Source organism: Xanthomonas sp. NCPPB 2632 (genome assembly GCF_041228075.2).
Classification (GTDB): Bacteria; Pseudomonadota; Gammaproteobacteria; order Xanthomonadales; family Rhodanobacteraceae; genus Luteibacter.
This window is the reverse complement of record NZ_CM192979.1, coordinates 2,929,021-2,941,246: the sequence shown is the minus strand read 5'-3', so window position 1 is coordinate 2,941,246 and position 12,226 is coordinate 2,929,021. Positions and strand designations below refer to the sequence as shown.

General features: G+C 65.5%; 13 protein-coding genes. 7 read left to right on the top strand and 6 right to left on the bottom strand.

Annotated features, from left to right (window positions below; translation table 11 throughout):
* Positions 1 to 21: 21 nt before the first annotated feature.
* Positions 22 to 1,053: an aminopeptidase gene (locus AB8808_RS12345; RefSeq protein ID WP_369929772.1), complete on the top strand. Its 1,032-nt coding sequence runs from the start codon at positions 22 to 24 to the stop codon at positions 1,051 to 1,053.
* A 19-nt stretch (positions 1,054 to 1,072) separates the two neighbouring features.
* Here the strand turns inward: AB8808_RS12345 and AB8808_RS12340 are convergent, their stop codons facing one another.
* On the bottom strand, positions 1,073 to 2,161 hold the full coding sequence (locus AB8808_RS12340; RefSeq protein ID WP_369929770.1) for an alkene reductase: 1,089 nt from the start codon (positions 2,159 to 2,161) through the stop codon (positions 1,073 to 1,075).
* Positions 2,162 to 2,324: 163 nt separating this feature from the next.
* Here AB8808_RS12340 and AB8808_RS12335 point away from each other — a divergent pair, with 163 nt between their 5' ends.
* The 3 genes from AB8808_RS12335 to AB8808_RS12325 all read left to right on the top strand — a co-directional run bounded on the left by AB8808_RS12335 (position 2,325) and on the right by AB8808_RS12325 (position 5,716).
* On the top strand, positions 2,325 to 3,614 hold the full coding sequence (locus AB8808_RS12335; protein ID WP_369929768.1) for a dicarboxylate/amino acid:cation symporter: 1,290 nt from the start codon (positions 2,325 to 2,327) through the stop codon (positions 3,612 to 3,614).
* Positions 3,598 to 3,732: a DUF2256 domain-containing protein gene (locus AB8808_RS12330; protein ID WP_081916541.1), complete on the top strand. Its 135-nt coding sequence runs from the start codon at positions 3,598 to 3,600 to the stop codon at positions 3,730 to 3,732. Before AB8808_RS12335 ends, AB8808_RS12330 begins: the two co-directional genes overlap by 17 nt.
* 193 nt (positions 3,733 to 3,925) lie before the next feature.
* Entirely contained in the window at positions 3,926 to 5,716 is a 1,791-nt protein-coding gene (locus AB8808_RS12325; RefSeq protein ID WP_369929766.1) for an XVIPCD domain-containing protein, read from the top strand.
* A gap of 48 nt (positions 5,717 to 5,764) precedes the next feature.
* On the opposite strand, the gene AB8808_RS12320 is transcribed toward AB8808_RS12325, so the two are convergent.
* Positions 5,765 to 6,580 carry a cytochrome c gene (locus tag AB8808_RS12320; protein WP_369929764.1) on the bottom strand — a complete coding sequence of 272 codons (816 nt, stop codon included), beginning with the start codon at positions 6,578 to 6,580 and terminating at the stop codon, positions 5,765 to 5,767.
* A gap of 108 nt (positions 6,581 to 6,688) precedes the next feature.
* Between AB8808_RS12320 and AB8808_RS12315 the strand changes: the two genes are divergently transcribed.
* The gene (locus AB8808_RS12315; RefSeq protein WP_369929762.1) at positions 6,689 to 7,072 is read left to right on the top strand and encodes a thioredoxin family protein; all 384 of its coding nucleotides are present in this window, start codon (positions 6,689 to 6,691) and stop codon (positions 7,070 to 7,072) included.
* Positions 7,069 to 8,247, top strand: a complete 1,179-nt coding sequence (pncB, locus tag AB8808_RS12310; protein ID WP_369929760.1) for a nicotinate phosphoribosyltransferase — start codon at positions 7,069 to 7,071, stop codon at positions 8,245 to 8,247. Before AB8808_RS12315 ends, pncB begins: the two co-directional genes overlap by 4 nt.
* Before the next feature lies 1 nt (position 8,248).
* Here the strand turns inward: pncB and AB8808_RS12305 are convergent, their stop codons facing one another.
* From AB8808_RS12305 to AB8808_RS12295, 3 genes are all read right to left on the bottom strand, one after another.
* Complete coding sequence (locus AB8808_RS12305) at positions 8,249 to 9,058, bottom strand: MetQ/NlpA family ABC transporter substrate-binding protein (protein ID WP_369929758.1); 810 nt, start codon at positions 9,056 to 9,058, stop codon at positions 8,249 to 8,251.
* A gap of 69 nt (positions 9,059 to 9,127) precedes the next feature.
* Positions 9,128 to 9,802: a methionine ABC transporter permease gene (locus tag AB8808_RS12300; protein WP_285401634.1), complete on the bottom strand. Its 675-nt coding sequence runs from the start codon at positions 9,800 to 9,802 to the stop codon at positions 9,128 to 9,130.
* A complete protein-coding gene (locus tag AB8808_RS12295) occupies positions 9,799 to 10,803 on the bottom strand; it encodes a methionine ABC transporter ATP-binding protein (protein WP_369929755.1) in 1,005 nt (334 codons plus the stop codon). Before AB8808_RS12295 ends, AB8808_RS12300 begins: the two co-directional genes overlap by 4 nt.
* A gap of 127 nt (positions 10,804 to 10,930) precedes the next feature.
* On the opposite strand from AB8808_RS12295, the gene AB8808_RS12290 reads away from it, so the two are divergent.
* On the top strand, positions 10,931 to 11,413 hold the full coding sequence (locus AB8808_RS12290) for a glutathione peroxidase (RefSeq protein ID WP_369929753.1): 483 nt from the start codon (positions 10,931 to 10,933) through the stop codon (positions 11,411 to 11,413).
* Positions 11,414 to 11,417: 4 nt separating this feature from the next.
* Here the strand turns inward: AB8808_RS12290 and AB8808_RS12285 are convergent, their stop codons facing one another.
* Positions 11,418 to 12,203, bottom strand: coding sequence for an enoyl-CoA hydratase-related protein (locus tag AB8808_RS12285; protein WP_369929751.1), 786 nt, complete (start codon positions 12,201 to 12,203; stop codon positions 11,418 to 11,420).
* Positions 12,204 to 12,226: the final 23 nt, after the last annotated feature.

The following is a 12,226-nucleotide window of genomic DNA, read 5'->3' as shown; positions in this document are numbered from 1 at the left end:
CGCATGCGGCACAATGGCCGCATGCGTCCGATCCTCTTCGTCGTTCTCCTCATCGCCGGTCTTACGGGCTGCCGCACGCTGGGCTATTACGCGCACGTCGCGCACGGACAGGCGGCGCTGCTGACGCAGCGTCGCCCCGTGGCGGAGGTGTTGCACGATCCCGCCACGCCGGAGCGGGTACGCCAGCGCCTGGCGTTGTCCAGTGAGGCGCGGCGCTTCGCCTCCGACACCCTGGGGCTGCCGGACAATCGCAGCTACACCTACTACGTGGCCCTGGATCGTCCCTGGGTGGCATGGAACGTGTTCGCCACGCCGGTGTTTTCCGTCGCGCCGGTCACGCACTGCTTTCCGATCGCCGGTTGCGTGGCGTATCGGGGCTATTTCCGCAAGGAACTGGCCGATCGCGAAGCGGCTCGCCTGAGGGCTGGCGGGGATGACGTGGCGTTGGGGGAGGTACCCGCGTACTCGACGCTCGGCTGGTTCGCCGATCCCATCTTGAGCAGCATGCTCTACTGGGACGACGACACCCTGGCCGGCACGATCTTCCACGAGCTGGCACACCAGCAGTTCTACGTGAAGGACGACTCCGCGTTCAACGAGTCGTATGCCAGTTTCGTCGAGGATGAGGGCGTGCGTGAGTGGCGTCGATCGCGCGGCTTGCCACCGCCGGAGGGCGACGACGCCGTCGATCGTTCGTTCACCGTGCGTGTGCTCGCCCTGCGGGAGCAGTTGGGGCGCCTCTACGCAGAGCACATGGCCGGTGAAGCCATGGGTATCGCCAAGGCTGAAGCCTTCGAGGTATTCCGTGGCGATTACCTGGCGTGGCGTGCCCACGTTGCCGGAGGCGATCGCCGCTACGACCGCTGGATGGCGAAGCCGCTGAACAACGCCACCCTGTTGCCGTTCGGTCTTTACGACACCTGGAAGCCGGCCTTCGCCGCCTTGTTCGAGCGCAGCGATCGGCAGTGGCCGGTGTTCTTCGCGCGCGTGGCCGTCCTGGGGAGGAAGCCTGCCACCGAGCGCACGCGCGAGCTGCAGGCGTTACTGCCCTAGCGCGGCGCCCGGCCTGTGCTCAGGCCGCGTACACCGGATAAGTGGTGTAGCCCTCGGCACCGCCGCCATACAGCGTCGTGGGGTTGGGACGCGCCAGCGGCCAGCCATGGCGAAGGCGGTCCACCAGGTCCGGGTTGGCGATGAACGGGCGGCCGAAGGCCACGAGATCCGCGCGGCCGCTGCCCACCGCGTCGATCGCCATGGCGCGGTCGTAACCGTTGTTGACCATCCACGGACCGTTGCCGTGGCGGCGGTGCAGCGCTTCGTAGTCGAACGGTTCGACGTCGCGCGGCCCACCTGTGGCGCCTTCGATCACGTGCACGTAAGCCAGCTTGTGTGCCTTCAGCGCATCGATGGCCGCGGTGAACACGGCCGTCGGGTTGGAGTCGGCCATGTCGTTGGCGGGTGTGGTGGGGGAGAGGCGGATGCCCGTGCGGCCGGCTCCGGCGACCCCGACGACTGCCTCGACCACCTCGCGCAGGAAGCGCAGGCGGTTGGGAATGCTGCCGCCCCACGCGTCGGTGCGGTGGTTGGTCTTGTCGCGCAGGAACTGGTCGATCAGGTAACCGTTGGCGGCGTGGATTTCCACGCCGTCGAAACCGGCGTCCAGCGCAAGCTCCGTAGCGCGCCTGTAATCGTTGACGATCAGCGGGATCTCGCCGGCCTCGAGCGCGCGGCATGCCGACACGGGCTCGAAACCGTTCGCGGTAAAGGTCTTGCCGTCGGCGCGAATGGCAGATGGCGCCACGGGCGCCGCACCGCCGGGCTGCAGGCTGGTGTGCGAGATGCGCCCCACATGCCACAGCTGCAAGACGATCTTGCCGCCCTTGGCGTGCACGGCGTCGGTGACCTTCTTCCAGCCACGCACCTGCTCGCCGCTGTAGATGCCCGGCGTATCAAGGTAGCCCTGGCCCTGAGGCGAGATCTGCGTGGCCTCGGCGATGATGAGGCCCGCGGCGGCGCGTTGCGCGTAGTACTCCACGGCGATCGGACGCGGTACCAGACCCGGACCGGCGCGGTCGCGTGTCAGCGGTGCCATGACGATGCGGTTGGCCAGTTCGATGTCGCCGGCGCGGAAGGGTTCGAACAGGGTGTGCGGGTCGGTCATGTCGGGTCCTGTGATGCGATGGAAAAAGCGGCAGGCCATGGGGCACGCGTTCCGCCATGCAACCCCTCACTGTTCGTGACGGGAAACGCAGCGTTTCGACATGGCCGTCCAGATGGCCGTGTCTCGCGTTAACGTGCGGAGTCCGTCTTCCGTGGTGTGTCGCATGTCCTGGTTCAGTTACTGGTTCCGCATCCGTTTCTGGAAGCGTGTCGCAGCGGGCTTCGTGTTCGGTGCGCTGGCAGGCTGGCTGATCGGCCCTGCCGCGGCGACGTGGTTCGGCCCGCTCGGTACGCTCTACGTCACGTTGATCAAGATGATCGCGGTGCCCTTGGTCTTCTTCGCCGTACTACACAGCGTGTCGAGCCTGCACGGCGTGAAGGACGTCGCGGCGCTTGGCGGCCGTACCTTCGCGTGGTTCGCCGCCACGGCCACGCTGGCGGTACTGGTCGGGTTGCTGGTGGCGCACGTGCTGCAACCCGGCCTGGGCGTGCAGGGGTTGACCGCGCCGGTCGGCTGGCAACCGCGCGCGGTGCCGCAGCCGGTACAGGTGTTGCTGGACATCGTGCCGGCCAACCCGTTCCACGCGCTGAGTGAGGGCAAGATCCTCCAGGTGATTTTCTTCGCCGGCCTGCTCGGGCTGGCGCTGGTGAAGATTGGCGAGAAGTCGGCCCGGCTGCGTGCGCTGGCGGGAGAGGCCAACGATGGCATGATCCAGGTCACCCGCTTCGTCCTGGAGGTGACGCCGATCGGCACGTTCGGGCTCATCGCGGCACTGGTGGGCAGTTACGGTTTCGAGAAGCTGCTGCCGCTGGCCACGTTCGTCGGTGCGCTGTACCTAGCCTGCGTGTTGCAGATCGTGGTGGTATACGGCGGGTTGTTGCTCGCGCACGGGCTGAATCCACTGGCCTTCCTCCGCGCGGCGTTTCCGGCCATGCAGGTGGCTTTCACGTCGTCGTCGAGCTTTGCCGCGATGCCGATCGCGTTGCGCAGCGTGGTCGCCAACATGGGCGTGAAGGAGGAATACGCGGCGTTTGCCGTGCCGCTGGGTGCAAGTATCAATATGGACGGCTGCGGAGCGATCTATCCGGCGATCGCCTCGGTGTTCATTGCGCAGTATTTCCACCTGGACCTGCAGCCTGCGCAGTATGTAGTGATCCTGCTGGCGTCGGTGCTGGGTTCGTTCGGTACGGCAGGTGTGCCGGGCACGGCTACGGTGATGGTAACGCTGGTGCTCAGTTCCGCGGGGTTGCCGTTGGAGGGTATTGGATACCTGGTGGCGATCGACCGGATACTGGACATGATGCGCACGCTGACCAACGTGACCGGGCAGATGGTGGTGCCGGTGCTGGTGGCGCGGGAGCGGGGGATTCTGGATTTGGGGGTTTACAATCAGCGGACGACGGGCGCCTCGCGACTGGGCGCAGGAGGATTCGACGATGTCCCGCATGCGTAAGAAATCCGAATTACCCACCAAGGTTTGCCAGAAGTGCGGGCGCCCGTTTGCCTGGCGTAAGAAGTGGGCCAGGGAATGGGAGAACGTTCGGTATTGTTCGGAGCGGTGTCGGGGGTGAGCGGCTTTCATGCTAAGGCGCTATGTCGTTAAGGAACTCCCCGATAAACCCACGCGACTTCGTATGAGCGCGAACTTGCGCGTCGCCGTTGCGTCAGACCTGAAGTTGGTATGATTATCAGCGAAGAATCAAACCGACGTTTTTGCACGAAGCAGGGATTCACTTTTCGCTTCGTCACTCGAAGAGAGTAACCATGGCAACGGAAACCAAGACGACGTTAGAAGTTAAGCCGACTGCGCACGGCGACACGCTAAGCGGCCAACAGAGCGCCGAATACAAGGAAAACATTGCCGGCGTAGGCGTGAAGCTTTCCGTCAGCGCTAGCGGGAAGCTCTCGACCGAAACCCGGCTCGAGAATGGAAATCTCAGCTGGACCGGTACGGCCGAGGTCTCCGCAACGACCAAGGGTGAGGTGAAAGGCGAGAAGGTGGGCGTGGGCATGGAGGAGCGCCAGGGCTTGCGCTCGACGTATAACGTCGTCGTGCCGGAGAAAGCGCTCGCAGACAGGGACCCGGCCACTATCACGCCGTACGATCCTGTTTCCATGCCCGTCGGCACGAAGGTGTCGATCGACAGCGCGAACTTCGAAAAAAGCAAACTCACCGGCACCTTCGACCACCTGGCGATCGAATCGCGTGTTTCGACCGAGCGTGGAAGCGGCGTCCTTGTCGAGAAGACGTCCGACCACATGGTGCGGGTCATGGCCGGGCCCAAGGACGCTTTGGAGAAGTACGACGGCATAGGTGTGGAATTCGGTAAGGCTCGCGCGCTTCTCGGACGAGAGGACAAGCTCGAGGGTAAGCAGTTGCAGACGGCCGAATTCGATCTGTCTACGCCGCAAGGGCAGGGAGCCTATAACCGTTTCCTCGGATTGGGGGTGCTGCCCAAAGAATCGGGTCCAGGTGTGTCGAACGTTTCCACGGTGGAGACCCATGACCTGTCGTCGGCCTCGCAGCTGGGAATCACGCTGGGTAAGTTCGAAAAAAGTATCGATCTTCAGAAGAACACGGGGGAACTTGTCGTAACGAAACGCCCCGATGGAAGCACGGAATCATCCGCGCTGAAGATCCATTACGACACGGGCGTGCCGCTGGCCATCGAATCGACGTTCGACAAGGACGGTCACGAGGTGGTGTCCGCGCGGCGCTACACCCTCACCTTTGATGCCAACGAGAATTCGTGTCCTAGCCTGAACAATCTTCCCTTGGAACGCGCAGGCGCGGATACACCGATAAAACCCGGTGACAAGGTGACGTTGACGCTCACGGAAGAGCAGATGCAAAAGCTCGCCAGTGACACCCAGCAAGCCAATCCAAGGCCATCCGACGCCAATTTTTGGGTGGAGCGGCGAGCGAATCTGGACGAAGGTTCCGACCCGTCCCAAGCCTTCGCTCTCAAGATGGCTGCTACACAGGGCAACCAGGTCAGGGTATTGGAAGCGTTGCAAAGAATTTATCCGAACGATCCATCGCACCCTCAGCAAACCCTGCCAGGAACGCTTCAGGTCCAGGGCAAGACCCCGGACCTCCAGCATGACCAGGAGGGGCCGTCGCACGGCGGCCCATCGGGTGTTCGTGCGCAACAGAGTGTGCCACTCGATGACCCCTCGCATCCGGGATATAAATTATTTACGCAAGTCCGTGATTACGTGCATGAGATGGACACCCGGTATAGAAAGTCGCCGGACGTGCAGAGCGACAATCTCTCTGGCGTTCTGACGGTGGCAGCGAAAGCCAACGGGATCACGCATGTAGGCGGCGTCGAACCCAACACCAAAGACGCATCGACGGTATTCGTCTACGGAACGGCGACCTCGGCAGGGGCGCATCGATATGCAGAGGTGCCCACGGTCCAGGCGCTCAATACGCCACTGGCGACGAGCTCAGAGCAGTACCACCAGGCCGGAGTCAAGCCATCGCTGGCCGAGACGCCGGAGCAGGCGCAACAGCAGGCAGTCGCGCAGTCGCCATTGATGGGCAGGTGACGCTTCAGCGACACCGCGTTGTTGGTTTTTCGCCCACATCGTGGGCTCCTACCGTGTCGGTGTGGGGGCGGGGCGGTGGGCGGCCATGTGTTTCAGGTAGGCGATCAGGTCGTCGAGGTCGTGGTCGGAGAGGGTGTCGGGGCTGAAACCGGGCATCTTGGACTGCGGCCACTGGCGTAGCGATTGCGGGTTGCGGATGAGGGTGCGCAGCATGTCTTCGCGCAGGTAGTCGGTGGGGCTGTGCGGGATGTTGAGGTCCGGGCCCAGCCGTGCGTCGCCCTGGCCGTTGAGGGTGTGGCAACTGAGGCAGTTGCGCTGGAAGACGGCGAAGCCGCGGCGGGCCGGGTCGTCCGGTGGCAGGTCGGCGGCGGGGCGCATCTTCGGGAAACGGGTCGCGGGGTCAGCAAGGAGCCGGACGGTGGCGATCTGGTAGGGCCATTGTTCCGGTCCGATGTGGCTGGTCTCGGGATGTAGCCAGACCAGGTAGAACGGGCCGGCGCCCGGTTTGTCCTTGCCCAGCGCCGGCCAGGGCGCGTCCGGCGGTTCGATGGCCAGCCAGGCCTCAGCACCCTTGCCCAGCACGAGGGACGCCGGCAGCTCTGCCGCGAAGCCGTCCAGGGCCACGAATTGCAGGTGCGCGGCCGGATCGATGCCGGGCAGCAGGGCCGTCAGGGGCACCGCACGGTAGCGCATGGCGGCGTGGTAAGAGACATCGCCGGGGACATCGACGACGCGCACATCGGGGCGGGCCAGCAGCTGCGCCGTGGTGAGACGTTGCACGCCCTTGCCCGTGTCGAGCGTCAGGGTGGCGGCCGGTGCGAGTGTGGCGAAGCAGAGCAAGGCGATGGCGATCAGTAGGCGCACGGCATGTCCTGTGTCCGAAGGATTAGATGGAAGGCAGCGCGGTCGGTACCCTCGGATTATCGCCCCATCGTCCCCACCTCGGGGATTCGACACGATCACGGATTCACCATGGCCGACACCACCATCCCCCGGTTCTTCGACGAATTCCCCATGCAGAAGGTCACCGACGCCGGGCTGGATGCCGAGCTGGCCCGCGACGACGGGCGCATCGCGATCCTGTTCCTGTGGGGCCGCGACTGCCCCAATTGCGATATCGCCAAGCGGCAGATCCTGCTGACGGCGGAGCGCTTCGCCTGGCCGGAGGTGCGCTGGTTGCACGATAACGTCTACGACGATCCGACCATGGGCACGCGCTTCGGCCTGCACGGCATCCCCGCGTTCTTCCTCTTCCATCGTGGCCGCAAGCTGGGCCGGATCACCTCGTGGCCCGGGGCGGATGCCTTCGTCGACGCGGTGAACAAACAGATCGGCCTGACCGGAGCCACCGCATGATCGTCACCTCGCTGCTGGACACCGACCTGTACAAGTTCACGATGATGCAGGTGGTGCTGCACCAGTATCCGGCCGCGCAGGTGGAATACCGCTTCCGCTGCCGTACGCCGGGTGTGGACCTGGTGCCGTTGATCGTGCGCATCCGCGAGGAACTGGATGGCCTCTGCGCGCTGCGTTTCACCGACGACGAACTGGCCTACCTGCGTGGCCTGCGCTTCATCGACAGCGATTTCGTCGACTTCCTCGGCCTGTTCCATCTCAATGCCAAGTACGTGTCGATCGCACCGTCGGCCACCGTGCCCGGCGAGATCGACATCGTGATCGAGGGGCCCTGGTTGCACACGATCATGTTCGAGGTGCCGCTGCTGGCGATCGTCAACGAGCTGTACTACCGGGCGACGCAACCGGACCTGGACCTGGCCGAGGGCAGGGCGCGCCTGCGGGCGAAGATCGCCCTGCTGCATGACACGCCGGGCTATGAGCGCGTGCGCATCGCCGATTACGGCACGCGTCGCCGGTTCTCCAGGGCCTGGCACGAGGAAATGCTGGCCACCCTGGCGGAGGGCCTGGGCACCCAGCTGGCCGGCACCAGCAACGTCCTGCTGGCGATGCAGCAGGGACTGGTGCCGATCGGCAGCATGGCGCACGAGTACCTGCAGGCGTTCCAGTCGCTGGGGCCGCGACTGCGCGACTCGCAGACAGCCGCACTGGAAGCGTGGGCCCGCGAGTACCGCGGTGACCTGGGTATCGCGTTGTCCGATGTCTACGGGCTGGATGCGTTCCTGCGCGACTTCGACATGTACTTCTGCAAGCTGTTCGACGGGGCACGGCACGATTCCGGCGACCCGTTCACCTGGGGCGACCGCGTGCTGTCGCACTACGTGGCCAACCGCGTGGACCCGCGGACCAAGACGCTGGTGTTCAGCGACAGCCTGGATATCCCGCGCGTGATGGACCTTTACCGTCACTTCGACGGCCGTTGCCTGCTCTCGTTCGGTGTCGGCACCAACCTGACCAACGACGTGGGCCCGGCACCGATCAACATCGTCATCAAGATGACCCGCTGCAACGGCCAGCCGGTGGCGAAGATTTCCGACTCGCCGGGCAAGAACATGAGCGACGACGTGGAATACGTGAGCTACCTGCGCAAGGTGTTCGGCATGCCGGTGGCCTGACTCAGAACGCGGGCAGCACGGCGCCGTTGTAGTTCTTCTCGATGAAGGCCTTGGCTTCGGGCGAGGTGAGCGCTGCGGCGAGCTTCTTCACGCGCGGGTCGTCCTTGTTGTCGTCGCGGCCGACCAGGTAATTGACGTACGGCGAATCCTTGTTCTCGATCAGCAGCGCATCCTTGACCGGGTTGAGCCCGGCGGCCAGGGCGTAGTTGGTGTTGATCAGCGCGAGGTCCACCTGGTCGAGCACGCGCGGCAGCATGGCCGCTTCGAGTTCACGGAACTTCAGGTGCCTGGGGTTCTCCACGACGTCCTTCAGGGTGGCGAGACGGTCGTTGGGGTTTTTCAGTTTCAGCAGGCCGTGGCTGGCCAGGAGCAGCAGTGCGCGGCTGTTGTTGCTGGGATCGTTGGGAATGACCACGTCGGCACCGTCGGGCAGTTGGTCGATCGCCTTGAACTTCTTCGAATACGCGCCGAACGGCTCGATGTGCACGCCGACCACCTTGACCAGATGCGTGCCGTGCTCCTTGTTGAAGGCATCGAGGTAGGGCTCGGTCTGGAAGAAGTTGACGTCGATCTGCTTCTGCGCAACCTGCATGTTGGGCTGCACGTAATCGGTGAACACCTTGATCTCGATGTTCACGCCCTGGCTGTCCAGCAGCGGCTTGATCTGTTTGAGGATCTCCGCATGCGGCACGGGCGTGGCGGCCACGGTGAGCGTGGCGGAGGCGTCCGCTTTGCCGTCACCCGCGTTGCCGGAGCACCCCGCGACGAAAAGGGCGAGGGCGGCAGTGAGGGGCAGCAGGTAGTTCTTCATGGCGGACGTCCGTGGCGGATGGTGCGGTCCACCAGCATAGACGTCCATACCGCCGTATGCAAAGGCGCCTCAGCGGCGCGTGTAACGCAGCACCAGGCGGTCGCCGAGCGATTGCAGGATCTGCACCAGCACCACCAGCAGCGCCACGGTCACCAGCATGTAATCGGGCTTGTAGCCGTTGTAACCGTACTGGTAGGCCAGTGCGCCCAGGCCACCGGCGCCGACGATGCCGCCCATGGCCGTGTAGCCGACCAGGGCCACGGCGGTGACCGTGGTGGCGGCGATCAGGCCGGGACGGGCCTCCGGCAACAGCACGCGGGTGACGATCTGCCACGTGGTGGCGCCCATGGCCTGGCTGGCCTCGATCACGCCGCGCTCCACCTCGCGCAGCGCGGTTTCCACCAGGCGGGCGAAGAACGGGGCGGCGCCGATCACCAGGGGCACGATGGCGCCGCGGATGCCGATGCTCACGCCCGTGATGGCCTGCGTGAGCGGGATCAGCAGGATCATCAGGATGATGAAGGGCACGGAACGCAGCACGTTGACCACCAGCGACAGCCCCGCGTACAGCCGCGGCCGCGCATGCAGTTGGCCGCGTGCGCTGAGGAACAGCCAGATACCCAGCGGAAGGCCGAGCGCCAGCGTGAACAGCAGCGAGCCGCCCAGCATCAGCAGGGTGTCGACGCAGGCCTGGGCGATCTCCGGCCAGTCGATGTTGGGGAACAGCGTCTGCATGGGGCTCATCGGGCCACCTCCTCGATATCCACGCCGGACGCGCGGAGTTGCGCGAGGGCTTCGTCCAGGCGCTGCCCGTGCATGGCCAGCGTGAGCTGCCCGTACGGGGTGTCCTTGATCCGGTCGACGCGGCCCGACAGCAGGTTGTATTCGATGCCGGTGTCACGCACCACGCGGGACAAGAGCGGTGAATAGGTGGCCTCGCCGCGGAAGGACAGCCGGAACAGGCGCCCGTCGATGCCGGGGAACGCCGGACCACGGCCCTCGCGATGGTCGGCCTCGTCCACGAAGCGCCGGGTGGTGGGGTGCTGCGGGTGCAGGAAGACGTCGGTGACATCGCCCACTTCGACCACTCGCCCCGCGTCGAGCACGGCCACGCGATCGCAGACGCGGCGGATCACGTCCATCTCGTGCGTGATCAGTACTATGGTGAGGCCGAGCTGACGATTGATGTCGGCCAGCAGTTCCAGCACCGACGCCGTGGTCTGCGGATCGAGGGCGCTGGTGGCCTCGTCGCAGAGCAGGATGGATGGTTTGCTGGCCAGGGCCCTTGCGATGCCGACGCGCTGTTTCTGGCCGCCCGAGAGCTGCGCGGGGTATTTGCGCGCGTGGTCGGTGAGGCCCACCAGGGCCAGCAGTTCGTCCACGCGTGCCTGGATCTGTTGCTCGTCATGCTCGCCGTGCAGGCGCAGCGGGAAGGCGACGTTGTCGGCCACCGTGCGCGACGACAGCAGGTTGAAGTGCTGGAAGATCATGCCGATGCCCGCGCGCAGACGGCGCAGTTCGGCGCCCTCGGCGTGCGTGACATCGCGGTCGGCGATGAACACCTGGCCGGCGGTGGGGCGCTCCAGCAGGTTGATCAGGCGCAGCAGCGTGGACTTGCCGGCGCCGGAATGGCCGATGATGCCGAACACCTCGCCCGCCTCGATGGTGAGATCGACGGGTTCCAGCGCGGGCACGAGGGTGCCCTCCACCCGATAGGATTTGGATGCGGAGGCGAAACGGATCACGGGGCGGGTGGCTCCAGCCGGTAACGGGCACCCATGGTAGCCGAAGCCGGCCGGCGGTCGGCAGCGCACGATGGCTGTCGTGCCGGGCGTAGACTGTGCCGATCTCCTTCGACGCCAGGAACCGCGCATGACCAGCATCTACGACTTCTCCGCACGCGACATCGACGGCAACGAGCGGTCGCTGGCGGAGTTCCGCGGCAAGGCCCTGCTCGTGGTGAACGTGGCGTCCAGGTGCGGGTTCACGCCGCAGTACAAGGGGCTGGAGCAACTGCACAAGACGTATGCGGCGCAAGGGTTCGAGGTACTGGGTTTTCCATGCGACCAGTTCGGTCATCAGGAGCCGGGCGACGAAGCGGACATTCGCGACTTCTGCTCGCTGACCTACGAGGTCAGCTTCCCGATGTTCTCGAAGGTGGAGGTGAACGGCGAGCAGGCGCACCCGCTGTTCCGCTGGATGAAATCGCAGAAGAAGGGCCTGCTGGGTACCGAGGGCATCAAGTGGAACTTCACCAAGTTCCTGGTCGATCGCGATGGCCAGGTCGTGGAACGCTACGCGCCCACCGACACGCCGGAGAAGATCGGCAAGGACCTGCCGCCGCTGCTGGGCTGATCGCTCAGTCCAGCCAGGCCGGCGTGGTCTTGTCCAGGAAGGCGGACAGGCCATGCTGGCCCTCGGGCGACACGCGCAGCCGTGCGATCAGCGCCGCGTTTTCCGTGTCGGTGCGTTCCGCGTCCGCCGGGGTGTGACCGCCCATCGCAAGCGCCAGCCGCTTCGCTTCGCGCTGCGCCACGGGGCCACCGCGCGTCAGCAGGCCCAGCACGCGTTCCACGGCCGCGTCCAGCTGGTCCGGCGGCACCACCTCGTGCACCAGGCCCATCGACAGTGCCGCGGCGCTGTCGATCAGTTCGCCGGTGATGAACAGCCGGCGGGCCTGGCGCAGGCCGATCGCGGCCACCACGTAGGGCGAGATCACCGCGGGCACCAGGCCGAGCTTGACCTCGGACAGCGCGAAGCGCGCGCTGTCCACCGTAACTGCGATGTCGCAGCACGCGATCAGGCCCACGCCGCCGCCGAAGGCCGCGCCGTTGACGCGTGCCACGGTCGGCTTCGCAAGAAATTGCAGGCGACGCATCAGCGCGGCCAGGCGTAGCGAGTCGGCCCGGTTGTCGGCTTCGCTGGCGGCGGCCATGCCGCGCATCCAGTTCAGGTCGGCCCCTGCGGAGAAACTGCCGCCACTGCCGGTCAACACCACGGCGCGTACGCCGTCGTCGTGCTCGACCTCGTCGATCGCGGCGGTCAACTCGGCGATCAGGCCGTCGTCGAAGGCGTTGTGCACCTCGGGACGGTTCATCACCAGATGGGCGGTGCTGCCGTGACGGCGGAGTTCGACGGCGGACATGGGCAATCTCCGGGGCAGGGCGC